35 protein-coding genes are annotated in these 23,635 nt (G+C 65.8%); 4 read left to right on the top strand and 31 right to left on the bottom strand.

The window, feature by feature from the left end; all coding sequences use genetic code 11:
* The first annotated feature begins 97 nt into the window (after nt 1-97).
* From MJ603_RS04420 to MJ603_RS04405, 4 genes are all read left to right on the top strand, one after another.
* The gene (locus MJ603_RS04420; protein ID WP_243062436.1) at nt 98-1,090 is read left to right on the top strand and encodes a LacI family DNA-binding transcriptional regulator; all 993 of its coding nucleotides are present in this window, start codon (nt 98-100) and stop codon (nt 1,088-1,090) included.
* A 141-nt stretch (nt 1,091-1,231) separates the two neighbouring features.
* A complete protein-coding gene (locus MJ603_RS04415; RefSeq protein WP_243062435.1) occupies nt 1,232-2,599 on the top strand; it encodes an acylneuraminate cytidylyltransferase in 1,368 nt (455 codons plus the stop codon).
* On the top strand, nt 2,596-3,468 hold the full coding sequence (locus MJ603_RS04410; RefSeq protein ID WP_243062434.1) for an N-acetylneuraminate synthase family protein: 873 nt from the start codon (nt 2,596-2,598) through the stop codon (nt 3,466-3,468). The genes MJ603_RS04415 and MJ603_RS04410 overlap by 4 nt, the downstream gene beginning before the upstream one ends.
* Before the next feature lie 4 nt (nt 3,469-3,472).
* Nucleotides 3,473-4,816 carry a DUF6716 putative glycosyltransferase gene (locus MJ603_RS04405; RefSeq protein ID WP_243062433.1) on the top strand — a complete coding sequence of 448 codons (1,344 nt, stop codon included), beginning with the start codon at nt 3,473-3,475 and terminating at the stop codon, nt 4,814-4,816.
* 26 nt (nt 4,817-4,842) lie between these two features.
* Here MJ603_RS04405 and truA read toward each other — a convergent pair whose 3' ends face one another.
* The 31 genes from truA to rpsJ all read right to left on the bottom strand — a co-directional run bounded on the left by truA (nt 4,843) and on the right by rpsJ (nt 23,033).
* Nucleotides 4,843-5,739 carry a tRNA pseudouridine(38-40) synthase TruA gene (gene truA / locus MJ603_RS04400; protein ID WP_374230818.1) on the bottom strand — a complete coding sequence of 299 codons (897 nt, stop codon included), beginning with the start codon at nt 5,737-5,739 and terminating at the stop codon, nt 4,843-4,845.
* 141 nt (nt 5,740-5,880) lie between these two features.
* Nucleotides 5,881-6,525 carry a 50S ribosomal protein L17 gene (gene rplQ, locus MJ603_RS04395; protein ID WP_243062431.1) on the bottom strand — a complete coding sequence of 215 codons (645 nt, stop codon included), beginning with the start codon at nt 6,523-6,525 and terminating at the stop codon, nt 5,881-5,883.
* Nucleotides 6,526-6,591: 66 nt separating this feature from the next.
* Complete coding sequence (locus tag MJ603_RS04390; protein ID WP_243062430.1) at nt 6,592-7,581, bottom strand: DNA-directed RNA polymerase subunit alpha; 990 nt, start codon at nt 7,579-7,581, stop codon at nt 6,592-6,594.
* Between the two features lie 173 nt (nt 7,582-7,754).
* Nucleotides 7,755-8,153, bottom strand: coding sequence for a 30S ribosomal protein S11 (gene rpsK / locus MJ603_RS04385; protein ID WP_243062429.1), 399 nt, complete (start codon nt 8,151-8,153; stop codon nt 7,755-7,757).
* 37 nt (nt 8,154-8,190) lie between these two features.
* Nucleotides 8,191-8,565, bottom strand: a complete 375-nt coding sequence (gene rpsM / locus MJ603_RS04380) for a 30S ribosomal protein S13 (RefSeq protein ID WP_243062428.1) — start codon at nt 8,563-8,565, stop codon at nt 8,191-8,193.
* 157 nt (nt 8,566-8,722) lie between these two features.
* Nucleotides 8,723-8,839 carry a 50S ribosomal protein L36 gene (gene rpmJ / locus MJ603_RS04375; RefSeq protein WP_243062427.1) on the bottom strand — a complete coding sequence of 39 codons (117 nt, stop codon included), beginning with the start codon at nt 8,837-8,839 and terminating at the stop codon, nt 8,723-8,725.
* 90 nt (nt 8,840-8,929) lie between these two features.
* Complete coding sequence (infA, locus tag MJ603_RS04370) at nt 8,930-9,151, bottom strand: translation initiation factor IF-1 (RefSeq protein ID WP_021759551.1); 222 nt, start codon at nt 9,149-9,151, stop codon at nt 8,930-8,932.
* 243 nt (nt 9,152-9,394) lie between these two features.
* A complete protein-coding gene (locus MJ603_RS04365) occupies nt 9,395-10,255 on the bottom strand; it encodes an aminodeoxychorismate lyase (RefSeq protein ID WP_279238817.1) in 861 nt (286 codons plus the stop codon).
* A 59-nt stretch (nt 10,256-10,314) separates the two neighbouring features.
* A complete protein-coding gene (map, locus tag MJ603_RS04360; protein ID WP_374230840.1) occupies nt 10,315-11,139 on the bottom strand; it encodes a type I methionyl aminopeptidase in 825 nt (274 codons plus the stop codon).
* Nucleotides 11,140-11,160: 21 nt separating this feature from the next.
* A complete protein-coding gene (locus tag MJ603_RS04355; protein WP_243062424.1) occupies nt 11,161-11,796 on the bottom strand; it encodes an adenylate kinase in 636 nt (211 codons plus the stop codon).
* A complete protein-coding gene (gene secY / locus MJ603_RS04350) occupies nt 11,793-13,115 on the bottom strand; it encodes a preprotein translocase subunit SecY (RefSeq protein WP_243062423.1) in 1,323 nt (440 codons plus the stop codon). Before secY ends, MJ603_RS04355 begins: the two co-directional genes overlap by 4 nt.
* Nucleotides 13,116-13,225: 110 nt before the next feature.
* Complete coding sequence (gene rplO / locus MJ603_RS04345) at nt 13,226-13,972, bottom strand: 50S ribosomal protein L15 (protein ID WP_243062422.1); 747 nt, start codon at nt 13,970-13,972, stop codon at nt 13,226-13,228.
* Nucleotides 13,972-14,154: a 50S ribosomal protein L30 gene (gene rpmD, locus MJ603_RS04340; RefSeq protein ID WP_210416002.1), complete on the bottom strand. Its 183-nt coding sequence runs from the start codon at nt 14,152-14,154 to the stop codon at nt 13,972-13,974. The genes rplO and rpmD overlap by 1 nt, the downstream gene beginning before the upstream one ends.
* Complete coding sequence (rpsE, locus tag MJ603_RS04335; protein WP_243062727.1) at nt 14,154-14,840, bottom strand: 30S ribosomal protein S5; 687 nt, start codon at nt 14,838-14,840, stop codon at nt 14,154-14,156. Before rpsE ends, rpmD begins: the two co-directional genes overlap by 1 nt.
* A 53-nt stretch (nt 14,841-14,893) precedes the next feature.
* Nucleotides 14,894-15,253 (bottom strand): 50S ribosomal protein L18, encoded by a 360-nt coding sequence (gene rplR / locus MJ603_RS04330; protein ID WP_243062421.1) that lies wholly within the window; start codon nt 15,251-15,253, stop codon nt 14,894-14,896.
* A gap of 2 nt (nt 15,254-15,255) precedes the next feature.
* The gene (gene rplF / locus MJ603_RS04325; RefSeq protein WP_243062420.1) at nt 15,256-15,792 is read right to left on the bottom strand and encodes a 50S ribosomal protein L6; all 537 of its coding nucleotides are present in this window, start codon (nt 15,790-15,792) and stop codon (nt 15,256-15,258) included.
* A gap of 4 nt (nt 15,793-15,796) precedes the next feature.
* Nucleotides 15,797-16,195: a 30S ribosomal protein S8 gene (gene rpsH, locus MJ603_RS04320; RefSeq protein ID WP_243062419.1), complete on the bottom strand. Its 399-nt coding sequence runs from the start codon at nt 16,193-16,195 to the stop codon at nt 15,797-15,799.
* Nucleotides 16,196-16,326: 131 nt separating this feature from the next.
* A complete protein-coding gene (rplE, locus tag MJ603_RS04315) occupies nt 16,327-16,911 on the bottom strand; it encodes a 50S ribosomal protein L5 (protein WP_243062418.1) in 585 nt (194 codons plus the stop codon).
* Nucleotides 16,911-17,270 (bottom strand): 50S ribosomal protein L24, encoded by a 360-nt coding sequence (rplX, locus tag MJ603_RS04310; protein ID WP_243062417.1) that lies wholly within the window; start codon nt 17,268-17,270, stop codon nt 16,911-16,913. Before rplX ends, rplE begins: the two co-directional genes overlap by 1 nt.
* Nucleotides 17,271-17,272: 2 nt before the next feature.
* Nucleotides 17,273-17,641, bottom strand: a complete 369-nt coding sequence (gene rplN, locus MJ603_RS04305) for a 50S ribosomal protein L14 (protein ID WP_243062416.1) — start codon at nt 17,639-17,641, stop codon at nt 17,273-17,275.
* 35 nt (nt 17,642-17,676) lie between these two features.
* The gene (gene rpsQ, locus MJ603_RS04300; protein WP_243062415.1) at nt 17,677-18,045 is read right to left on the bottom strand and encodes a 30S ribosomal protein S17; all 369 of its coding nucleotides are present in this window, start codon (nt 18,043-18,045) and stop codon (nt 17,677-17,679) included.
* The gene (gene rpmC / locus MJ603_RS04295; RefSeq protein WP_243062414.1) at nt 18,045-18,380 is read right to left on the bottom strand and encodes a 50S ribosomal protein L29; all 336 of its coding nucleotides are present in this window, start codon (nt 18,378-18,380) and stop codon (nt 18,045-18,047) included. The genes rpsQ and rpmC overlap by 1 nt, the downstream gene beginning before the upstream one ends.
* Nucleotides 18,380-18,799, bottom strand: coding sequence for a 50S ribosomal protein L16 (rplP, locus tag MJ603_RS04290; protein ID WP_243062413.1), 420 nt, complete (start codon nt 18,797-18,799; stop codon nt 18,380-18,382). Before rplP ends, rpmC begins: the two co-directional genes overlap by 1 nt.
* 2 nt (nt 18,800-18,801) lie before the next feature.
* Nucleotides 18,802-19,557, bottom strand: a complete 756-nt coding sequence (rpsC, locus tag MJ603_RS04285) for a 30S ribosomal protein S3 (protein WP_243062412.1) — start codon at nt 19,555-19,557, stop codon at nt 18,802-18,804.
* Entirely contained in the window at nt 19,557-19,922 is a 366-nt protein-coding gene (gene rplV, locus MJ603_RS04280; protein ID WP_243062411.1) for a 50S ribosomal protein L22, read from the bottom strand. The genes rpsC and rplV overlap by 1 nt, the downstream gene beginning before the upstream one ends.
* Before the next feature lie 25 nt (nt 19,923-19,947).
* Nucleotides 19,948-20,229: a 30S ribosomal protein S19 gene (rpsS, locus tag MJ603_RS04275; protein WP_243062410.1), complete on the bottom strand. Its 282-nt coding sequence runs from the start codon at nt 20,227-20,229 to the stop codon at nt 19,948-19,950.
* A gap of 13 nt (nt 20,230-20,242) precedes the next feature.
* Entirely contained in the window at nt 20,243-21,082 is an 840-nt protein-coding gene (rplB, locus tag MJ603_RS04270) for a 50S ribosomal protein L2 (protein WP_243062409.1), read from the bottom strand.
* A 17-nt stretch (nt 21,083-21,099) separates the two neighbouring features.
* On the bottom strand, nt 21,100-21,399 hold the full coding sequence (rplW, locus tag MJ603_RS04265) for a 50S ribosomal protein L23 (protein ID WP_243062408.1): 300 nt from the start codon (nt 21,397-21,399) through the stop codon (nt 21,100-21,102).
* Complete coding sequence (gene rplD, locus MJ603_RS04260; protein ID WP_243062407.1) at nt 21,399-22,049, bottom strand: 50S ribosomal protein L4; 651 nt, start codon at nt 22,047-22,049, stop codon at nt 21,399-21,401. The genes rplW and rplD overlap by 1 nt, the downstream gene beginning before the upstream one ends.
* Nucleotides 22,050-22,053: 4 nt before the next feature.
* On the bottom strand, nt 22,054-22,713 hold the full coding sequence (rplC, locus tag MJ603_RS04255; protein ID WP_243062406.1) for a 50S ribosomal protein L3: 660 nt from the start codon (nt 22,711-22,713) through the stop codon (nt 22,054-22,056).
* 11 nt (nt 22,714-22,724) lie between these two features.
* On the bottom strand, nt 22,725-23,033 hold the full coding sequence (gene rpsJ, locus MJ603_RS04250; protein WP_005050520.1) for a 30S ribosomal protein S10: 309 nt from the start codon (nt 23,031-23,033) through the stop codon (nt 22,725-22,727).
* Nucleotides 23,034-23,635 lie beyond the last annotated feature (602 nt).

The raw sequence follows: 23,635 nt of genomic DNA, 5'->3' as shown, positions 1-23,635 counted from the left end.
CCGCTACCTCGCCTAGCGTTGAGTCCTGTTGGAGCGCTACTCCCCCTTCGGGGGTGGCTCCGTTGCACAGAGTCGACGCACCCTACAATCGGCTGGCATGGGGACGAAGCGGCGGGCGACCATTGTGGATGTCGCGTCGGCCGTCGGCGTCTCCCGCCAGACCGTCACCAGGGCGATGAACGACATGTCGGGCATCAACGAGCTCACGAAGCAGCGTGTGCTGGATGCCGCTCGCGAGCTCGGCTACCGTCCGTCGCGCTTCGGCCGCGGACTGGTCAAGAGCGGGCAGCAGACCGTCGGGCTCATGGTGCACAACCTCACCAACCCGTACTACCCGGAACTTGCGGCCGCGGTGGTCTCGCACGCGGCCCGCCAGGGGTGGTCGGTCGTACTGCTCGACCTGAGCGAGATCGAGGACCAGCGGGCCTTTCTGACAGCTCTCGCACCGCAGGTCGACGCGCTGCTCGGTTATGTGACCCTGCCCCGGCGCGAACTGGGGCTGATCCTGCCCGGCGTGCCCGTGGTCGAGATCGATGCTCCCTCCCGCTCGGGCCCCGCGGGGTGGGGAGGCGTGGAGTTCGATCTCACACCCGGTGTGCGAGAGGCCGTGACGCACCTGATCGACCACGGGATCAGCAGGCCGATCGTGCTCGACAGCTCGCAGCCTGGCAAACCGAGCGCGCGGGCGAAGCTGATCATGAGGGAGTGGCGAACCCGAGGCATCGATCCACCGGTGGTCCACGGGAGAGGCGACGACGTGGCATCCGCCGAGATCGCGACAGTGACCCACCTCGACCAGGTGCGGGGTGCGGACGCGATCATGGCGTTCAACGACTACTGCGCGTTCGGCGCGATGAAGGCACTGCGCCGTCACGGTCTGCATGTTCCAGAGGACATCAAGGTCGTCGGAGTCGACGGCCTGTCGGCAGGCACGTACACCACCCCGGAGCTGACGACGCTGGGGGTCGACATGAACGAGGCCGCGCAGTCCGCGATCTCGATTCTGCGGTCGATGTTCGAAGGCGGCAGCGACCCGGCACCGCCGCGACTGCGGCTCAGACACCACCTGATCCTCCGCGAATCCGCGTAGCAGCCGTGCGGGCGCCCGCATGGTGGTGCGACGCCTGATCGCTTCGCCACCCCCTGCGCGAATCCTGCACGCCATCCGACCTTTCCTGTCTGTTCACTCAGGTGCCATGGTCGCGACCGTTCGGATTCCTAGGTTGACGTCATGTCCCCGATCCCCGGCCACGTGGTCGCCGTCATCCCCGCCAGGGCGGGGTCTGTCGGTGTGCCGGGGAAGAACCTACGCGAGGTGGGCGGGGTCCCACTCGTCGCCAGGGCCGTGGCGTGTGCGCTCGCCTCTTCCTCTATCGACCACGTCGTGGTCTCCACCGACGGCGAGGAAATCGCCAGGGTGGCCGCCGAAGCCGGGGCCGAGGTCATCGTTCGCCCCGCTGCGCTCTCGACCGGCTCAGCCTCGAGCGAGAGCGCCGTCACGCACGCGCTCGACGTGTTGGAAGACGCCGGCGTCGAGCCCGCCATCGTCGTGTTCATGCAGGCGACCAGCCCGTTCACCCGCCCAGAAGACATCGACGAAGCGGTGGCCAGAGTGGCAGGGGGTGAGCACGACGTCGTGCTCGCCGCGGTCGAGACCCATGCATTCCTGTGGAACGTCGACTCCGTCGGCAATGCGCAGGGCGTCAATCACGACCCGTCCTTCCGCCCGATGCGGCAGGACCGCGAACCGCAGTACCAGGAGACCGGCGCGTTCTACGCGATGGATGCCGCGGGCTTCCGTCGCACCGGATATCGCTTCTTCGGTCGCGTCGGCTTCGCCGTGATCCCGGATGCCATCGACATCGACACCGAAGAGGACCTCGCCGTCGCCGACGTCGTCGCCCGCACCCGCGACATGGTCACGGTCGGTGCCGCCGCTGCTGGCCCCGCTGGTCGAGTGGCGACCGCGGAGCGAACGCGTATCGAGGCCTCGTTGTCGCAGGCGGGTCTCGATACGCGTGCACCTTCGGTGCGCGCTACTCGACCAGCGGAGGTGCGCGAGGTGCGCGCCATGGTTCCTGAGCTTGTCGAAGGACGACCAGCGGAGGAACCGGAGAACCCCACCCTTTCGTCGATCGAAGCGGTCGTCACGGACTTCGACGGCGTGCACACCGACGACAGCGTGCAGGTCGATCAGAACGGTGTCGAGTCCGTCACGGTCAACCGCCGCGACGGACTGGGCGTGCGCATGCTGCGCGAGGCGGGCATCCCTGTGCTCATCCTGTCGACCGAGAAGAATCCGGTCGTCGGAGTTCGAGCCGCGAAGCTCGGCGTCGACGTGCTGCAGGGCATCGGCGACAAGGCGGCAGCGCTGACCGCGTGGGCGGCGGATGCCCGCATCCGGCTCGACCGCGTCGCCTACCTCGGCAACGACGTCAACGATCTCGGCGCGCTGGGCGCCGTCGGCTGGCCGTTCGCGGTCGCGGACGCACACCCGCGGGCCATTGCTGCATCGAGACGGGTTCTCACGGCGTCCGGCGGTGCCGGCGCGGTGCGCGAACTCGCGGAAATCATCCTTGAGGAGAAGGCGAAATCATGACTGTCACCATCGGTTCGAACGTCATCGGCACCGGCAACCCGGTCTACGTGATCGGCGAGATCGGGCTCAACCACAACGGCGACGTCGAGATCGCCAAGCGACTGATCGACGTGGCGGCCGACGCAGGGGCGCAGGCCGTGAAATTCCAGAAGCGCACGCCTGCCATCTCCACCCCCGAGCACATGAAGAACACCCCGCGCTCGACCCCGTGGGGCGAGATGACCTACCTCGAGTACCGCTACCGGGTCGAGTTCGACCACGACCAGTACGTGCAGCTCGGCGACCACGCCACGATGCGCGGGCTGGACTGGTTCGCCTCCCCGTGGGACGTGCCGTCCGTGGAGTTCCTCGAAGACCTGAACGTGTGCGCGTACAAGGTGGCCTCGGCGTCGGTGACCGACCTGGAGCTTCTGGAGGCGATGCGCGCGACCGGCAAGCCGGTCATCCTCTCCACCGGTATGTCGACGCTGGACCAGATCGACCGGGCCGTCGCGGCCTTCGACGGCTCACCGCTCGTCGTTCTGCATGCCACGTCGACCTATCCCCTGCCGGCCGAAGAGGCGAACCTGCGCATGATCACCACGCTCGGCGACCGCTTCGCCGGCGTTCCGATCGGCTACTCGGGACACGAGCCGGGACTGCAGATCTCGCTGGCCGCCGTCGCACTCGGCGCCGTTGCAGTCGAGCGGCACATCACGCTGGACCGCACCATGTGGGGCAGCGACCACGCCGCGTCTCTGGAGCCGCAGGGCCTGCAGCACCTGGTGCGCGACATCCGCGTCATCGAGCAGGCAATGGGCGACGGCGTGAAGCGCGTCTTCCCCGGCGAAATCGCCCCGCTCGCCAAGCTTCGCCGCGTGGAGGCGTGAGCCGATGCCGCGCAGGATCATCGGAATCGTCGACTCGGACTCGTTCGTCAAGTGGGGTGCGAGCCTTCTCGCGACGCTTCCCGACGGCTGGGAGACCTCGTTGGTCGCCGTGAACACGGCGGCCACGGCCAGCGACACGCAACTGGTCAACGCGGTCGGACCGAACGGTGCGACGATCGAGAGACTGCAGAGGTCTGACATCGTCGAGCGCGTGCGCGTAGAGCGGCCGGATGCCGTGCTGGTCGCCACCAGAGGCCCGATCGCCGAGGTGCTGATCGGGGAGCTCATCCGGCGTGTTCCGCGCAGGCCGGTCATCGTGACGGGGCTCCCCGGCATCTCGACGCCCGCCAAATGGAAGGGTCTCTTCCTGCGAGCCCAGGCCGACCTCTTCGTGCTGCACAGCCACCGGGAGATCCGCGAGTACCGAGCCCTGGCGGCCGAGCACGACACGACTCACCGGTTCGGCCTCTCGACACTGCCATTCCTGCATTCCGCTTCGGGCATACGTTCCGCGCCGAAGCGCGACAGCATCGTGTTCGCCGCCCAAGCAGCGGTTCCCGCTGGTCTCGAGGCGCGACGGATGCTGATGGGCTGGCTCGCCGACGCGGCGCGCGCCAACCCCGACCTCCGCGTGGTCGTCAAGATCCGGGCCGTCGGCGGCGAGGGGCAGACGCACAAGGAGCGGCATCCGCTCCCCGATCTGATGCCGGAGGATCCGCCGCCGAACCTGGTCGTCGAGACCGGTGCGATGGGAGACCACCTCGCCAGAGCCGTCGGCTTCGTCACGGTGAGCTCGACGGCGACGCTGGAGGCGATCGCGCACGACGTGCCGTCGCTCGTTCTGGCCGACTTCGGCGTCACCGGCAAGCTCATCAACGAGGTGTTCATGGGCAGCGGGCTGCTGGGCACGTCACGCGATCTGATCTCCGCACGGTTCAAGCGCGTGATCGACGGCTGGCGCGAAGACAACTACTTCCACCCCGAGGCCGACGATGACTGGGCTGACCAGTTGGACATGCTCGTCGCGTTGCGCGAGGCATCCCGCCTGCCCGTACGGTCGGCGTTGCGAGTCAGCCGGGGCGGACCATTGCGGCGGGCATGGGAACGCAAGCGCGCGTTCGGGCGACACGACCACAGCGCCATCGGCTACATGGCGCTCGCTGTCGGCACGCCACTGCGACTGGCCCGCAACGCCGCCTATGCCGCGATGCCGAGTGGTGCGCCCACCGAACCGGTCGACACGCTCGTCGAGCGCGCCTCCGAGTCCGAGGTGCTCGACGCGGACGGCACTCCCGCACCTGGAGAGCACGCTCACGCGGATCGCCCATCCCTGGTCGCCCAACCCTGATCGCCCAGCACCTGCGGGCGCCGCACTCACAGCTCGCGCCTGGCGCGAGTCAGCTCAGCCCTGGCCGCGAGCTCCGCGCCATGCGGATAGCCGACCTCCATCAGCGTCAGACCCTTCGCCGGCATCACCTTGAACGCGCCCGAGCGTGCGCCGACGTCGCGCAGCAGTGCCAGATCACCGAACGCGAGCTTGCCCTCCCCCACCGCGACGCAGGCGCCGACCAGCGCGCGCACCATGCTTCGGCAGAAGGCATCCGCCCGCAGATCGGCGACGAGCACGCCGCCGGCGTCGCGCCGCCATGCGAAGTGCTGCAGCGTGCGAATGGTGGTGGCCCCCTCGCGGGGTTTGCAGAACGCCGCGAAGTCGTGCAGTCCGAGCAACGTCCCTGCTGCGTCATCCATCGCCTCGAGGTCGAGCACCGACGGATACTGCAACGTGGTAGTGCGAGTAAGCGGATTCCTGACCGCCGAGGCATCCGCCACCCGGTACTCGTAGCGCCGCCACAGAGCGGAGAAGCGGGCGTCGAACCCCGGCTCGGCCAGCGATGCCCCCACGACCGCAACGTCGGAGTCGGCGGCGCCCAGGATGCCCGTGAGTCGCCTGCCCAGCGCGACTGCGGCATTCGCGTCGTCGGCGGCGTTGCGCGCCTTCAGTTGCCGAATCAGCGCGTCGACCTGTTCCGCGGTGAGGTCCAGGTGCGCAACTTGGCCGATGGCGTGCACGCCGGCATCCGTTCGGCCGGCGACCGTCAGCGTCGGCACGGCCCCGTGCTTGCGGAACAGGGTGTGCAGCGCGCGTTCGAGCACGCCCTGCACTGTGCGCTGGTGCGGCTGCCTGCTCCAGCCGTTGAAGTTCGTGCCGTCGTAGGCGATATCGAGGCGGATGCGCGTGCGCGCGGTCGGCTCGCTCGTAGCGTCGATCACACCCTCCATCCTATGAAGAGCGCGGCGTGCACTCTGCACGGCGCAGGGCCGAAAAACGAACGATGCGCCGTACGGAGAGCGTGTCTCCGTACGGCGCATCGTTCGATGTGCGGCCGAGCGTTCGCTGCCCGGCGCAGGGTATTACTTGGCGTCGTCCTCGCCGGCGTCGATGCTCTCGTCGTCGGTGTCGGTGGCCTCGACGGCCTCCGCTGCCTCTTCGGTCGCCTCGGCCTCGACGGCCTCGCTCTCCGCAGGCTCGCTCTCCGCCGCCTCGCTCTGAGGAGCGTCGTTCGACTCCGCCTCGACAGCGGTCTCGTCGGCGGTGGTCTGCTCGACGGCCTCTGCCTCGGCTGCCGCCTTGGCGGCCTTCTCGGCTTCCTTGGCCGCCGGCGACTTCGTCGCGGCAGGCGCCTTGCGCTTCGGCGTCACGGGCTCGAGCACGAGCTCGATCACGGCCATGGGGGCGTTGTCGCCCTTGCGGTTGCCGATCTTGGTGATGCGGGTGTAGCCGCCCTGACGGTCGGCCACCTGGGGCGCGATCACGTCGAACAGCTCGTAGACCACACCCTTGTCGCTGATGACACCGAGCACCCGGCGACGGGCGTGCAGGTCACCACGCTTGGCGAACGTGATCAGACGCTCGGCGAGCGGACGCATGCGCTTGGCCTTCGTCTCGGTCGTCGTGATGCGCTTGTGCGTGAAAAGGGCGGCAGCCAGGTTCGCGAGCATCAGACGCTCGTGTGCGGGTCCGCCTCCGAGACGGGGGCCCTTGGTCGGCTTAGGCATTGTCGTTTCTCCGTTTGTGTGGCCGGATCGGCCGTTGTCAGATCAGGTGGTGTGGCCCGCGACGAATCAGCGGTACTCGTCGTCGTTGGCGCTGTAGAAGTGGGTGCCGTCGAACCCGGGAACCGAGTCCTTGAGCGACAGGCCCATCTCCGTCAGCTTGTCCTTGACCTCATCCACCGACTTCTGACCGAAGTTGCGGATGTTCATGAGCTGCGTCTCGGAGAGCGAGACCAGTTCGCTGACGTTGTTGATTCCCTCGCGCTTGAGGCAGTTGTACGACCGCACGGAGAGCTCGAGGTCCTCGATCGGCATCGACAGCTCGGAGCTGAGCACAGCGTCGACCGGCGCGGGGCCGATCTCGATGCCCTCGGCCTGCGAGTTGAGCTCGCGGGCGAGACCGAACAGCTCGGTGAGGGTGCGGCCTGCGGAGGCGATGGCATCCCGCGGGCTGATCGCCGGCTTGGACTCCACATCGACGACGAGACGGTCGAAGTCGGTGCGCTCACCGGCACGCGTGGCCTCCACGCGGTAGGTGACCTTGAGAACGGGCGAGTAGATCGAGTCGATCGGAATCTGACCGGCCTCGCTGTACTCGTTGCGGTTCTGCTGCGCCGAGACGTAGCCGCGACCGCGCTCGATGGTCAGCTCGACCTCGAAGCGTGCGTTCTCGTTCAGCGTCGCGATGACGAGCTCGGGGTTGTGGATCTCCACACCCGCCGGAGCCGAGATGTCGGCGGCCGTGACCTCACCAGAGCCCTGCTTGCGCAGGTAGGCGGTGATCGGCTCGTCGTGCTCGCTGGAGACGACGAGTCCCTTGATGTTCAGGATGATCTCGGTGACGTCCTCTTTCACGCCCGGGATGGTCGTGAACTCGTGCAGCACTCCGTCGATACGGATGCTCGTGACCGCCGCGCCCGGAATGGACGACAGCAGCGTGCGACGGAGGGAGTTTCCGAGGGTGTACCCGAAGCCCGGCTCGAGCGGTTCGATGACGAACCGCGAGCGGAATTCCGAGATGTTCTCTTCGGTGAGCGTTGGGCGCTGTGCGATGAGCACTATTGATTCCTTTCGGCTAAGCGTCCGCTATATGACGCTTGCTCTATTGAGGTATTGAGTTATGAAGAACCGTTGATCGAGCAGCGAGCGAGGAACGAGCACGCGTATCGAGATCACTTGACCCGGTCTCGATACGCGTCCGCTTCGCGGTCGCTACTCGACCAGCGACGAACTCAGACGCGCCTGCGCTTCGGCGGGCGGCAACCGTTGTGCGCCTGCGGCGTCACGTCGTTGATCGAGCCCACCTCGAGGCCGGCGGCCTGCAGCGAGCGGATGGCTGTCTCGCGACCCGAACCCGGGCCCTTGACGTAGACATCCACCTTCTTCATGCCGTGCTCCTGCGCCTGGCGGGCGGCCGACTCTGCCGCGAGCTGCGCCGCGAACGGCGTGGACTTGCGGGAGCCCTTGAAGCCGACGCCGCCGGAGGACGCCCAGCTGATCACGGCACCGTTGGTGTCGGTGATCGAAACGATCGTGTTGTTGAACGTCGACTTGATGTGGGCCTGGCCCACGGCGATGTTCTTCTTTTCCTTTTTGCGCGGCTTGCGTACGGCCGACTTAGGTGCTGCCATCTTCTACTCCTGAGATCTCGAGGCGCTAGCCGGAGGCCTAGCGGGCCTTCTTCTTGCCGGCGACGGTGCGCTTCGGTCCCTTGCGGGTGCGCGCATTGGTCTTGGTGCGCTGTCCGCGCACGGGCAGGCCGCGGCGGTGACGCAGGCCCTGGTACGAACCGATCTCGACCTTGCGGCGGATGTCGGCGGCGACCTCGCGGCGCAGGTCACCCTCCACCTTGTAGGTGCCCTCGATGTGATCGCGGAGCGCGACGAGGTCGTCGTCGCTGAGGTCCTTGACCCGGACGTCTCCCGAGACCCCGGTGGCCTTCAGCGTCTCGAGCGCACGAGTGCGGCCGATGCCGTAGATGTAAGTGAGGGCGACTTCCAGGCGCTTCTCGCGCGGGATGTCAACGCCTGCTAGACGTGCCATTCTGGCTTCTCCTGTGAGTGAGTGGAGGTGTGGGCCAGCATCGGTGCCCGGGCCTCCAACCCGAGGTGTCCACGGCTCTCGCCGCTTGTTGATGCTGACGTTCTCGCTATTCAGTTATGCGTCTTGGTGCTCCCCTGCCGCGCCGAAGCGCGCAGGACTAACCCTGCCTCTGCTTGTGACGCGGGTTGGCGGAGCAGATGACCATCACGCGACCATTGCGGCGAATGACGCGGCAGTGCTCGCACATGGGCTTGACGGAGGGCTTGACCTTCATGGTGATGTTCCTTATCGCTGTCGTCGTGCACCAGGACAGGCGGATGCTGATGCTTCCGTTGTCATGGGCCGTTACTTTCCGTGCGACTGATTACTTGTAGCGGTAGACGATGCGGCCACGGGTGAGGTCGTAGGGGCTCAGCTCGACGATCACGCGGTCCTCAGGGAGGATGCGGATGTAGTGCTGACGCATCTTGCCCGAAATGTGGGCCAGAACCTTGTGACCGTTGGTGAGCTCAACACGGAACATCGCGTTGGGCAGCGCCTCGACCACGGATCCCTCGATCTCGATTACGCCGTCTTTTTTGGCCATAGCCTCTCTATCGCTTCAGGCACTCCAGTGCCGGTCGTGCGGTGGATGGGTGATGCCGGATGCGCCCGAAGGCACGCACCGCAAAACGGGTGCAAGACACCAAAGATCAATCCTAGGTGATTCCGGCCGTGATTGCCACTTGGGTTCAGCGTGGCTCTTGCTTCAACGCGGCACACGATCGTAGAATTCCGCGCTTCACCCCCGCACGAACCGTGCCCTGCGCGGGTCGCGCGAGCCCCGTGTTCAGTTCTGCCTGGCCAGCAGCGCAGCGTTCATCGCTCGCGTCAGTTCGGCGTCGACGGGCACTTCGACGCCGTCGACGCTGGTGATCGGGGCAGCCAGACGCACGCTCGACACGAGCCATGCGGCATCCGCCGCCGTCAATTCGGATGCCATCAGGAGCGCCGCTTCGGTGCGCAGTCCTCGGGAGTGCGCGAACTCGAACACGCTCAGCTGGCTCGTGCCCGGCAGAATGCCGATGTCGGTCCGTGGCGTGACGATGCGGTCGCCGAACAGCAGGATCACGGTCGACGTCGGCGCCTCCATGACGTACCCATCCGAGCTGACGAAGATCACGTCGTCGGCACCACGGCGGCGCGCCTCTCTGATCGCCGCCATGTTCACGGCGTACGACAGCGTCTTGGCTCCTGCCAGGAGCCAGGGCGCGCGCTCGGCGACGTCGCTCGTGTAACCGCGATCGAGGGTCACGACTCGAATGCCGGTCTCCCGCTCGGCGAAGTCTCCCTCGGCGGGCGTCGCCACGATCCACCCGGTCGGCACGCCACCGTCGACACCTCGCGTGATGACCACCTTCAGGCCGCCCTGGCGGTCAGCGGGGAGCGACACCGCCGCGATGCTGATCGCGTGCCGCCACTGCGCCGCGTTCGGCGCAGGCAGGTCGAGCAGCGCGGCGGAGCTCGCCAGCCTGCTCAGATGGGCATCCAGGGCCTGGGGGTATCCGCCGACGACGCCGATCGTTTCGAAGACACCGTCTCCGCGCGCGGCACCGAGGTCCCGCACATCGAGCGTGGGCACCCCCTCGTCGAAGCGACGTATGGTCGATGCTGGATCGGCTGCGGCATCCGCCGGCAGCACGTCGATCATGAAGACAGGCACGGATCGAGCCTACGACCGACGCGGCGAGTGGCGACGCGACAGCAGGACTAGGCGGGCCGTACGGGGGTGATGCCGAACTGCTTCAGGCCGGCGGCGCCGCCGTCGTGGGCGGTCAGCACCCAGATGCCGTCCTTGTGCACGGCGACGGAGTGCTCCCAGTGCGCGGCGGCCGAGCCGTCCTCGGTGGCCACGGTCCATCCGTCGTCGCGCACGTAGGTGTCGGCTGAGCCGGCCACGACCATCGGTTCGATCGCGACGACGAGACCGGGCCGCACCTCCGGCCCCTTCTGCCGCACGCTGTAGTTGAACACCGGAGGCGCTTCGTGCATGCGCCGGCCGATGCCGTGCCCGATGTAGTCGGTGAGGATTCCGTAGTCGCCCCGCGACAGGATGTACGCCTCGATGGCGTCACCCACCTCGTTCAGATGGGATGCCCGCGACAGCGCCGCGATCCCCTGCCAGAGCGACTCCTCCGTCACGTCGCTGAGCGCCCGCCGTTCGGCGACCAGATCGGGCCGCTCCCCATCGTCCAAAACCATGGTGAGGGCAGCGTCGCCGTTCCAGCCGTCGAGGATCGCCCCCGAGTCGATCGACAGGATGTCCCCTGGGCGCAGCACGCGCTCCCCCGGGATCCCGTGCACGATCTCATCGTTCACCGATGCGCAGATCGTGTGTCGGTAGCCCGGCTCCAGCTTGAAGTTCGATGCCCCGCCCCGTGCCTGGATCGCACGCTCGGCGAGCGTGTCGAGCTCGAGAGTCGTGATGCCGGCCTTCGCCGCACGCCTCACTGCATCGAGGCTGTCGGCCGTCGCGAGACCGGGCTCGAGCATGAGCCTCAGTTGGGCTGGCGACTTGTAAATCGATCGCCGGATGCCTGGCACGAGGTCGTCGCCTCAGGCCGCTGCCGTGTCGCCGGCCTCGCCGATCCCACGGGCGGCCAACGCCTCGCGGATGCGCGCCGCCACCTCGTCCACCGAGCCGATGCCGTCGACCTCGGCGACGAGCCCGCGCTCGCGATACACCTCGATGATCGGCGCCGTCTGCGCGTTGTAGACATCCTGGCGGTGACGGATCGCCTCTTCGGTATCGTCGGCGCGACCCTGCTCGTGGGCCCTGTGAGTCAGGCGTTTCACGAGTTCGTCCTTGTCGGCGGTGAGACGGATGACCGCCTCCAGCTTGCCGTCTGAAGCGAGCAGCTCGTCGAGGAAGTCCACCTGGTCGAGCGTTCGGGGGTACCCGTCGAGCAGGAAACCGTTCGCAGCATCGGGCTCGGACAGCCGCGCCGCGATGAGCTGGTTCGTCAAGTCGTCGGGAACGTAGTCGCCGGCATCCACGATCGCCTTCACCTTGATGCCGAGCTCGGTCTGGTGGGTGATGTGGTGACGGAAGATGTCGCCCGTCGAGATGGCCGGAATGCCGTACGCATCGGCGACGAACGTCGCCTGTGTTCCTTTGCCCGAGCCAGGAGGACCGACGATCAGAAGGCGCGCGCCGCGCTCTCGATTCCGCTCTTCGTGCGCTTCGGTCAACGGAGCAGCCCTTCGTAGTGGCGTTGCTGCAGCTGCGAGTCGATCTGCTTGACCGTCTCCAGGCCGACACCGACGATGATCAGAATCGACGTTCCTCCGAACATGAAGTTCTGGCTGGTGCCCAGCAACGAGAAGGCGACCAGCGGGATGAGGGCGACCACGGCGAGGTAGAGCGATCCAGGAAGCGTGATGCGCGTCAACACGTAGTCGAGGTACTCGGCGGTCGGACGCCCCGCGCGAATGCCGGGGATGAACCCGCCGTACTTCTTCATGTTGTCGGCGACCTCTTCAGGGTTGAAGGTGATCGCGACATAGAAGTACGTGAAGCCGACGATGAGCAGCGCGTAGATCAGCATGTAGAGCGGGTGATCGCCCTGCGTCAGGTAGTTCGTGATCCAGGTCACCCACGGCGCCGGCTCCTTGCCGGGAGCCGGCTGGTTGAACTGCGCGATCAGGGCTGGCAGGTACAAGAGGCTCGAGGCGAAGATCACCGGGATGACACCGGCCATGTTCACCTTGATCGGGATGTACGTGTTGTTGCCGCCGTAGGTGCGCCGCCCGACCATGCGTTTCGCATATTGCACAGGGATGCGCCGTTGCGATTGTTCGACGAACACCACCGCCGCGACGATGAACAGGCCGATCACGATCACGACCAGGAAGATCTCGAAGCCGGAGGTCTGCTCGACCGCCCAGAGCGACGTGGGGAACTGCGCGGCGATCGACGTGAAGATCAACAGCGACATGCCGTTGCCGATGCCCTTCTCGGTCACCAGCTCGCCCATCCACATGATGAGGCCGGTGCCGGCGGTCATCGTGACGACCATCAGGAGCACGGCGTACCACGAGTCATCCGTGATCAGCTGCGAGCACTGCGACGTGCTGTTCGAGCCGAACAGGGCGCCGCTGCGGGCGACCGTGATGAGGGTGGTGGACTGCAGCACACCGAGTGCGATCGTGAGATAGCGCGTGTACTGGGTCAGCTTCGACTGACCTGCCTGACCCTCTTTGTAGAGGGCCTCGAAGTGAGGGATGACCACGCGCAGCAGCTGCACGATTATCGATGCCGTGATGTACGGCATGATGCCCAGCGCGAAGATGGACAGCTTCAGCAGCGCACCGCCGCTGAAGAGGTTGACCAGCTCGTAGAGACCGGTCGTGCCCTGGTTGGCCGACAGACACGCCTGAACGTTGCTGAAGTCCACGAACGGGGCCGGAATGAACGATCCCAGACGGAACAGCGCGATGATCGCGAGCGTGAAGCCGATCTTCTTACGAAGATCCGGGGTGCGGAAGATCCGCACGACGGCGTTGAACAAGTGACGTCCTGCTTTCCGGTAAGGAGTCAGTCGGGTGGCCGTGGTGGCCACCCGACTGCACTACTTTACGGTGTGAATCCGGATGCCTGGAATCCGGCGGCGGTGGGAGCCTACTTGACCGAGCCCCCGGCCGCGACGATCTTCTCTTCGGCAGAACCGGAGACCTTGTCGACCACGACGTTCAGCTTGACGGCGATCTCGCCGTTGCCCAGGACCTTGACCTTCTCGTTCTTGCGAACAGCACCCTTGGCGACGAGGTCGCTCACGGTCACGTCGCCACCGGCCGGGTAGAGCTCGGCCAGCTTGCCGAGGTTCACGACCTGGTACTCGATGCGGAACGGGTTCTTGAACCCGCGCAGCTTCGGCGAACGCATGTGGAACGGCAGCTGGCCACCCGCGAAGCCCGGGCGCACCTGGTAGCGCGCCTTGGTTCCCTTGGTACCGCGACCGGCCGTCTTACCCTTCGAGCCCTCACCGCGTCCGACGCGGGTGCGGTCCTTCTTCGCTCCTGGAGCAGGGCGAAGGTGGTGCACCTTCAGAACCTGCGGGCGCGACGGAGTGTCAGCCGTGCTCTTCTTCTTCGCGGCAGCTGCCTTGGGGGCCGCTGCGCTCGACGCGTCAGCCGTACCGGCCTCAGCCTTCTTCGCGGTCGCCTTGGCTGGTGCCTTGGCGTCGGACGACTTCTTGTCGTCCTTCGCCGCAGTCGCCTTGGCGGCAGGCGCCTTCTTCTCGGCGGATGCCTTCGCGGCCGGCTTGGCAGCGGCATCCGACTTCGGGGCGGTCGCCTTCTTCGCGGGCGCCTTCTTGGCGGGAGCGGTCTCGGCCGCCACGGCCTCGACCTTCTTCTCGTCAGCCATTAGTCAATCTCCTCGACCTTCACCAGGTGAGCTACCGTCTTGACGTAGCCACGGTTCTGAGGAGTGTCCTCACGAACGACGACGTCACCGATGCGCTTCAGACCCAGGCTGCGAAGCGTGTCGCGCTGGTTCTGCTTCTCACTTACTTTGGACTTGATCTGGGTCACCTTGAGCTGTGCCATCACGCACCAGCCTTCGCGGTCCGGGCGGCCTCTGCCGCCTGTGCCTCTGCACGGATCAACCGCGCGGGAGCGACCTCGTCGAAGTCGAGCCCGCGTCGGGCGGCAACGGCACGAGGTTCCTCGAGCTGCTGCAGCGCGGCAACTGTCGCGTGCACGATGTTGATGGTGTTCGACGAACCGAGGGACTTGCTCAGCACGTCGTGGATGCCTGCGCACTCGAGTACGGCACGCACCGGGCCACCGGCGATGACACCGGTACCGGGGCCGGCCGGACGGAGGAGCACGACACCGGCCGCGGCTTCGCCCTGCACAGGGTGCGGGATGGTGTTGGCGACGCGAGGAACGCGGAAGAAGTTCTTCTTCGCCTCTTCGACGCCCTTCGAGATCGCCAGCGGCACCTCGCGGGCCTTGCCGTAGCCGACACCCACCAGGCCGTTGCCGTCTCCGACGACGACCAGTGCGGTGAAGCTGAAGCGACGACCACCCTTGACCACCTTCGAGACGCGGTTGATGGTGACAACGCGCTCGAGGAACTGGCTCTTGTCGGTGTCGCGGCCGCTGCGGTCACGACCGCCCTGGTTGCGGTCGCGTCCGCCACGACGTGAATCGCGGGCGTCACGGCTCGTGGTGTCCGTGCCTGCCGCAGTCTCGACGGGCTTGTCGGCAGTCGTCTGCTCGGCGGCCACGTCCTGCTCCTTCTTGTCCGTCTTGTCGGTCTTGTTCTCGTTCTGAACGTCACTCACAGGTTCAGCCCACCTTCCCGGGCACCGTCGGCGATCGCCGCGACCCGACCTGCGTACTTGTTGCCGCCTCGGTCGAAGACGACCTCGTCGACGCCGGCCTTCTTGGCGCGCTCGGCGACGAGCTCGCCGACCTTACGGGCCTTGGCGGTCTTGTCACCGTCGAAGGCCCTCAGGTCTGCTTCGAGGGTCGACGCGGAGGCCAGCGTGTGGCCCTTGGCGTCGTCGACGACCTGCACGAACACGTGACGCGCGGAGCGCGTGACGACCAGACGCGGCCGACCAGCCGTGCCCACGACCTTCTTGCGAAGGCGCGCGTGCCGGCGGTCGCGTGCCGCTGACTTGCTCTTGACGCTCATGCTTACTTACCAGCCTTTCCGGCCTTACGACGGACGACCTCGCCTGCGTAGCGAATGCCCTTGCCCTTGTACGGTTCCGGCTTCTTGATCTTGCGGATGTTCGCGGCGGCCTCGCCGACTGCTTGCTTGTCGATGCCGGTGACCGTGACCTTGTTGTTGCCCTCGACCGTGAGGCTGATGCCCGAAGGCGGCTCGACGGTGACGGGGTGCGAGAACCCGAGGGCGAACTCGATGGACGAGCCCTTCTGCGCGACGCGGTAACCCGTGCCGACGATCTCGAGAGCCTTGGTGTAACCCTGCGTGACGCCGATGATCTGGTTGTTGATCAGCGTGCGGGTGAGGCCGTGGAGTGAACGCGACGTGCGCTCGTCATCCGGGCGGGTGACGAGAACCTGCTTCTCCTCGAGCCGCACCTGGATGGGCTGGGCCACAGTGAGCGACAGCTCGCCCTTCGGGCCCTTGACGGTCACATCCTGGCCTTCGACCTTGACGTCGACGCCGGCAGGAATGTCGATGGGGAGTCTTCCGATTCGGGACATCGTGCTACCACACGTAAGCGAGGACTTCCCCGCCTACGCCCTTCTTCTCGGCCTCGCGGTCCGTGAGCAGACCCGAGGAGGTGGACAGGATGGCGACGCCGAGGCCGCCGAGCACACGAGGCAACTCGGTCGACTTCGCGTAGACGCGCAGTCCCGGCTTGGAGACGCGCTTGATGCCCGCGATGGAACGCTCGCGGTTCGGTCCGAACTTGAGGTTCAGCGTGAGGGTTTGGCCGACTCGAGCGTCGCTGATGGCCCACTCGGAGATGTAGCCCTCGTGCTTGAGGATCTCGGCAATATGAGACTTCAGCTTCGAGTTGGGCATCGACACGGTGTCGTGGAACGCCGAATTGGCGTTGCGCAGTCTGGTCAGCATGTCTGCGACCGGATCTGTCATGGTCATGGGGTTTTTCCTTTGTTCACCAGGTTTCGGGGCCCTTTACAAGGGAACCGACCTGCGGTGGTGGGAGCCGACGGCTGTCGGCTCCCGGTGGTCGGGTAGCGCGCTCGCGAAACGGGCACGCATATCGAGACCTAGTCGTTCGACTTGAACGGGAAACCGAGCGCCTTCAGCAGCGCGCGACCCTCGTCATCCGTCTTCGCAGTGGTGACGACTGTGATGTCGAAACCGCGAACGCGGTCGATCTTGTCCTGATCGATCTCGTGGAAGATCGACTGCTCCTGAACACCGAACGTGTAGTTGCCGTGGCCGTCGAACTGGCGATCCGAAAGACCGCGGAAGTCGCGGATGCGCGGAAGCGCGAGCGACAGCAGACGGTCGAGGAACTCCCACGCCCGGTCGCCGCGCAGCGTGACGTGCGCGCCGATCGGCTGACCCTCGCGCAGCTTGAACTGCGCGATGGACTGACGGGCCTTCGTGACCTGCGGCTTCTGACCGGTGATCTTGGTGAGGTCTGCGACCGCACCGTCGATGATCTTGCCGTCGCGGGCCGCCTCGCCGACGCCAGAGTTCACGACGATCTTCACGAGACCGGGAACCTGGTTGACGTTGGCGTAGCCGAACTGCTCGGTGAGCTGGGCTGCGATCTCGTTCTTGTACTTCTGCTTGAGGCGCGGCTGGATCTTGCCAGCCGGCGCGGCAGTTGCAGTGTCGCTCATTACAGGTCCTTACCTGACTTCTTGGCGTAACGGACGCGTACGGTCTTGGTCACGCCGTCCTTCGTCACCTTCTCCTCGCGGAAACCCACGCGGGTCGGTGTCTTCGTCTCGGGATCGACGATCGCGACGTTCGACACGTGGATCGGTGCCTCGTGCGTCTCGATGCCACCGGTCTTCGAGCCGCGCTGGGTCTGACCGACCTTGACGTGCTTCGTGACGTAGTTCACGCCCTCGACGACGACGCGATTCTGCTCGACGAGCACCTCGATGACCCGTCCCTGCTTGCCGCGGTCCCCGCCGCGTGCCTGGCTCGCGCCGGTGATGACCTGAACCAGGTCACCCTTCTTGATGTTCGCCATGACTAGATGACCTCCGGTGCCAGCGAGATGATCTTCATGAACCTCTTGTCGCGCAGCTCGCGGCCGACCGGTCCGAAGATTCGGGTTCCGCGGGGCTCGCCGTTCGGGTTCAAGATCACTGCGGCGTTCTCGTCGAACTTGATGTACGACCCGTCTGAACGACGGGTGTTCTTCTTGGTGCGGACGATGACGGCCTTGACCACATCGCCCTTCTTCACGTTTCCGCCGGGGATGGCATCCTTCACCGTCGCGACGATCGTGTCGCCGAGGCCGGCGTAACGACGCTTCGAGCCACCGAGAACGCGGATTGTGAGCAGCTCCTTGGCGCCGGTGTTGTCGGCGACCTTAACGCGTGATTCCTGCTGAAGCACTTCTCTAACTCCTTGTCACAAGTAAGCCAGGAGGCCTACTTGGCCTTCTCGAGGATCTCGACCAGGCGCCAGCGCTTGGTGGCGCTGGTCGGACGGGTCTCGTTGATGACGACGAGGTCGCCCACGCCCGCCGTGTTCAGGTCGTCGTGCGCCTTCACCTTGGTGGTGCGACGGATGACCTTGCCGTACAGCGGGTGCTTAACGCGGTCCTCGACCTCGACGACGATGGTCTTGTCCATCTTGTCGCTGACGACGTAACCACGGCGCGTCTTGCGGTAACCGCGAGCGTTTGCATCCTTGATGTCGTGCGCCGCGTGCTCGTGACCGGCGGCAGCGGTCTCGGTCTTCGAGGCCTGGGCCTTGTCGGACTGAGCTTCGGCGGTCTTGGCCTTGGTGGCAGCCATTACTCCGCCTCCTCTTTCGTCTCGGCCGGAGCCTGAGCAGCATCAGCTGCGGCATCCGCCTTCTTGGTGGACTTCTTCTTCTCGGCCTTGGCGGGAACCTCGACCGGTGCCGGCGTCGCACGGATGCCGAGCTCGCGCTCGCGAATCACCGTGTAGATGCGGGCGATGTCGCGCTTGACAGCGCGCAGACGGCCGTGGCTCTCGAGCTGGCCGGTCGCCGACTGGAAGCGCAGGTTGAACAGCTCTTCCTTGGACTTCTTCAATTCATCGACGAGCTTCTCGTCGTCGAAGGTGTCGAGCTCTGAGGAGACAAGCTCCTTGGATCCGATCGCCATTACGCGTCACCCTCCTCGCGCTTGATGATGCGTGCCTTGAGGGGCAGCTTGTGAATGGCACGGGTGAGTGCCTCGCGGGCCAGCGTCTCATCGACGCCGGCGACCTCGAAGAGCACTCGGCCCGGCTTGACGTTCGCGACCCACCACTCGGGGGAACCCTTACCGGAACCCATGCGGGTTTCGGCCGGCTTCTTCGTGAGCGGACGGTCGGGGTAGATGTTGATCCACACCTTTCCACCACGCTTGATGTGACGGGTCATGGCGATACGAGCGGACTCGATCTGCCTGTTGGTCACGTATGCGGGCGTCAGGGCCTGGATGCCGTACTCACCGAAAGTCACCGTCGTGCCACCGGTCGCCTGGCCGGTACGGCCGGGGTGGTGCTGCTTGCGGTGCTTGACTCTGCGTGGAATCAACATGGTTATGCACTGGCTCCTTCTTGCGCGGCCTCGGCCTGGGCGCGGGGCGCACGGCGCGGGCGGTCGCTGCGCTCAGGGCGGCCGGACTTGGCGGCAGCCTGCTCGCGTGCGAGTTCCTTGTTGGTGATGTCGCCCTTGTAGATCCAGACCTTCACACCGATGCGACCGAAGGTGGTCTTGGCCTCGTAGAAGCCGTAGTCGATGTTCGCGCGAAGCGTGTGCAGCGGCACACGACCCTCGCGGTAGAACTCCGAACGGCTCATCTCAGCGCCACCGAGGCGGCCGGACACCTGGATGCGAACACCCTTGGCGCCTGCACGCTGTGCGCCCTGCAGACCCTTGCGCATCGCGCGGCGGAATGCCACGCGGGCGGAGAGCTGCTCGGCGATGCCCTGGGCGACGAGCTGGGCATCCGCTTCGGGGTTCTTCACCTCGAGGATGTTCAGCTGAATCTGCTTGCCGGTGAGCTTCTCGAGGTCGGAGCGGATGCGCTCGGCCTCTGCGCCTCGGCGACCGATGACGATGCCGGGGCGCGCGGTGTGGATGTCCACACGCACGCGGTCACGGGTGCGCTCGATCTCGATGCGCGAAACGCCGGCACGGTCGAGCTGCGTCGCCAGCAGGCGACGGATCTTGACGTCCTCGGCGACATAGTCGGAGTAACGCTGTCCGGGCTTCGTCGAGTCCGAGAACCAGCGCGACACGTGGTCCGTAGTGATTCCCAGACGGAAGCCGTAGGGGTTGACTTTCTGACCCATTACTTCGTCCCCTCGTCAGGTGTGGCCAGCACAACAGTGATGTGGCTGGTGCGCTTGTTGATACGGAACGCGCGTCCCTGTGCACGGGGCTGGAAACGCTTGAGCGTCGTACCCTCGTCGACGAAGGCGCGGCTCACGTAGAGGTCACGCTCGTCCAGGTACTGGTTCGACGCGTCGGCCTTCACACGGGCATTCGCCATTGCGGATGCCACGAGCTTGTAGACCGGCTCGCTCGCGCCCTGGGGCGCGAACTTCAGGATGGCCAAGGCCTCCTCAGCCTGCTTGCCGCGGATCAGATCGACGACACGACGAGCCTTCTGAGGCGTAACGCGGATGTGTCGCACTCGGGCGATCGACTCCACCATTTCTCTCTCCTCCTCTTGTCACCGACTAGCGGCGACGACCCTTCTTGTCGTCCTTCACGTGTCCCCTGAAGGTGCGGGTCGGGGCGAACTCCCCGAGCTTGTGGCCGACCATCGTCTCAGTGACGAAGACCGGGATGTGCTTGCGGCCGTCGTGCACCGCGATCGTGTGGCCGAGCATGGCCGGCACGATCATGGAGCGACGGGACCACGTCTTGATGACGTTCTTGCTGTTGGACTCGTTCGCCCGAACCACCTTGGTAAGCAGGTGCTCGTCGACGAAGGGGCCCTTCTTGAGACTGCGAGGCATCTTCTACTTACTCCTACTTGCGCTTCTTGCCGGCGTTACGGCGGCGGACGATCAGCTTGTCGCTTTCCTTGTTGGGATGGCGCGTGCGGCCTTCCTTCTGGCCCCACGGGCTGACCGGGTGGCGACCACCGGAGGTCTTGCCCTCACCACCACCGTGCGGGTGGTCGACCGGGTTCATCGCGACACCACGCACGGTCGGGCGGACGCCCTTCCAGCGCAGGCGGCCCGCCTTGCCCCAGTTGATGTTCGACTGCTCGGCGTTGCCGACCTCGCCGATCGTGGCGCGGCAGCGGACATCCACGTTGCGGATCTCGCCGGACGGCATACGCAGCTGGGCGTAGGGGCCGTCCTTCGCAACGAGGCGAACCGATGCACCGGCCGAGCGCGCGATCTTCGCGCCTCCACCCGGCTTGAGCTCGATCGCGTGGATGACCGTACCTGTCGGGATGTTGCGCAGCGGCAGGTTGTTACCCGGCTTGATGTCGGCGCCGGCGCCCGACTCCACGATGTCGCCCTGCTTGAGCTTGTCGGGAGCGATGATGTAGCGCTTGGTGCCGTCCACGAAGTGCAGCAGCGCGATGCGCGCCGTGCGGTTCGGGTCGTACTCGATGTGCGCGACCTTGGCGTTCACGCCGTCTTTGTCATTGCGACGGAAGTCGATGACGCGGTACTGGCGCTTGTGGCCACCGCCGATGTGGCGGGTGGTGATGCGGCCCTGGTTGTTGCGGCCACCGGTCTTCGACAGCGGGCGCAGCAGCGACTTCTCCGGCGTCGACCGAGTGATCTCGGCGAAATCGGCCACGGAGGAGCCACGGCGACCCGGGGTCGTCGGCTTGTACTTGCGAATAGCCATAGTTGTTCCCTTGCTCCCTAGCCGACAGCCGTGAAGATGTCGATGGAACCGGACTTGAGGGTGACGATGGCGCGCTTGGTGTCCTTGCGCTTGCCGGTGCCGAACTTGGTGCGGCGCGTCTTGCCCTGGCGGTTCAGAGTGTTGACGGATGCGACCTCGACCTTGAAGATCTTCTCGATCGCGAGCTTGATCTCGGTCTTGTTCGAGCGGGGGTCGACGACGAACGTGTACTTGCCCTCGTCAATGAGCGAGTAGCTCTTCTCGGACACGACCGGAGCGATGATGACGTCGCGCGGGTCCTTGTTGATGGCGGCCATTACGCGTTCACCTCTTCCTTCTTCGTCTTGGATGCGACGAACGAGTCGAATGCAGCCTTGGTGAAGACGATGTCGTCGGAGACGAGCACGTCGTAGGCGTTCAGCTGGTCGAAGACCAGCGTGTGCACCGTCGGGATGTTGCGCAGGCTCTTCACCGTGACCGCGTCGCCGCGCTCGATGACGACCAGCACGTGCTTCGACGTTGCAACGCCCTCGAGCAGTGAGACGGCGGCCTTCGTCGACGGGGTCTCGCCGGTTGTGACGGACTCCACGACGTGGATGCGCTCACCGCGAGCGCGGTCGCTGAGCGAGCTCAGCAGCGCGGCGGCGATCATCTTCTTGGGGGTGCGCTGCGCGTAGCTGCGCGGCGTCGGGCCGTGAACGATTCCACCGCCGGTCATCTGAGGGGCGCGGATCGAACCCTGACGGGCACGGCCGGTTCCCTTCTGCTTGAACGGCTTGCGGCCGGCTCCGGAGACCTCACCGCGGTTCTTGGTCTTGTGGGTTCCCTGACGGGCGGCAGCGAGCTGCGCCACGACGACCTGGTGGATCAGCGGGACATTGACCTGAACGTCGAAGATCTCCGCCGGAAGGTCGACAGAGCCGGTCTTCTTACCGGCGGCGTCGAAAACGTCGATCGAGGTAGCCATCTGACTACGCTCCCTTCACTGCGTTACGGACGAAGACGATGCGACCACGAGCACCGGGAACCGCGCCCTTGACGAGCAGCAGGCCCTTGCCGGCGTCGACCGAGTGCACCGTGAGGTTCAACACGGTCACGCGCTCGGCGCCCATACGGCCTGCCATGCGCATGCCCTTGAAGACACGGCTCGGCGTCGAGGACGCACCGATCGAACCGGGCTTGCGGTGGTTGCGGTGCGAACCGTGCGAAGCGGAAACGCCCTTGAAGTTGTGGCGCTTCATGACACCGGCGGTGCCCTTGCCCTTCGAGGTTCCGACGACGTCGACCTTCTGGCCGGCCTCGAACGTCGCCTCGACGGTCAGCTCCTGGCCGGCCGTGTACTCGGAAGCGTCGGCGGTGCGAACCTCGGCGATGTGACGGCGCGGCGTGACGCCCGCCTTCTCGAAGTGGCCGGAAGCCGGCTTGTTCACCTTGCGCGGGTCGATCGAGCCGTACGCGATCTGCACGGCGTTGTATCCGTCGACCTCGGGCGTACGCACCTGGGTCACGACGTTCGGCGTGATCTCGACGACGGTCACCGGGATGAGCTTGTTGTTCTCGTCCCACACCTGGGTCATGCCGAGCTTCTTGCCGAGCAGACCCTTGACGGTCTTGGTCTCAGTAGTAGACATGGATGTAACCCCTACAGCTTGATCTCGATGTTGACGTCGGCCGGCAGGTCGAGTCGCATGAGCGAGTCCACGGCCTTCGGCGTCGGGTCGATGATGTCGATCAGCCGCTTGTGCGTGCGCATCTCGAAGTGCTCGCGGCTGTCCTTGTACTTGTGGGGCGAACGGATGACGCACACCACGTTCTTCTCGGTGGGGAGCGGCACCGGCCCGACGACGGTCGCGCCGGCACGGGTCACCGTGTCGACGATCTTGCGCGCCGAGGTGTCGATGACCTCGTGGTCATACGACTTAAGCCGAATGCGGATCTTCTGTCCCGCCATATCTGACTCTCTCTCTACTGTTCAGGCGTCATACGGCAGTCAGAGCCGCATTGGACGCAGTCGCGTTCTCACGCTTGCCGGCACCACGTGTGTCGCACCGCTGTTCTTCTGTCAAAGCGACGGATGCCGTGGCTCGCGCCGAAACATCCTTCGCTCTTCAACCGGCCCCCGCACTCGGGCGTGTCGCCGTCGTGGGCACATGGATAACCCATGGGCTTCCGGGAGTCGATTAAGCTTTGTCCTTCTACCCGCGGCCTAACCTGCACTCAGAAGCCGACTTGATCGGCCCGTCAAAAGCGGTTATGCACTGCCTGGCAGTGATTCGGAGCACGGCGCGCAGGGCGCGCGGCACCGAAATGTTGAACCAGAAAAGTATGCCGGAAATACGGGGGTTCTGCAACTCGGGCGTGTCGCACTCCCGGTCCGCCGGACGGAGCACTCGGACGGGGGCCCTCCAAGCGCGCGGCGGCGGCCTGTGATCGATTACGCTACAGCGGCAGGGAGGGCTTTCGTCCTGGTGCGAATCGAGGGGATTCCGCCGTTCGGTTCGAGCGCAGTCTGAGTGTGCAGCGGCATTCGCGCTCAGGGAATCCATGCCTCAT

It is taken from the genome of Humibacter sp. RRB41 (assembly GCF_022761015.1).
GTDB lineage: Bacteria > Actinomycetota > Actinomycetes > Actinomycetales > Microbacteriaceae > Humibacter.
Note: the sequence above shows the minus strand (reverse complement) of the source record. Positions and strands in the feature narration are given on the sequence as shown.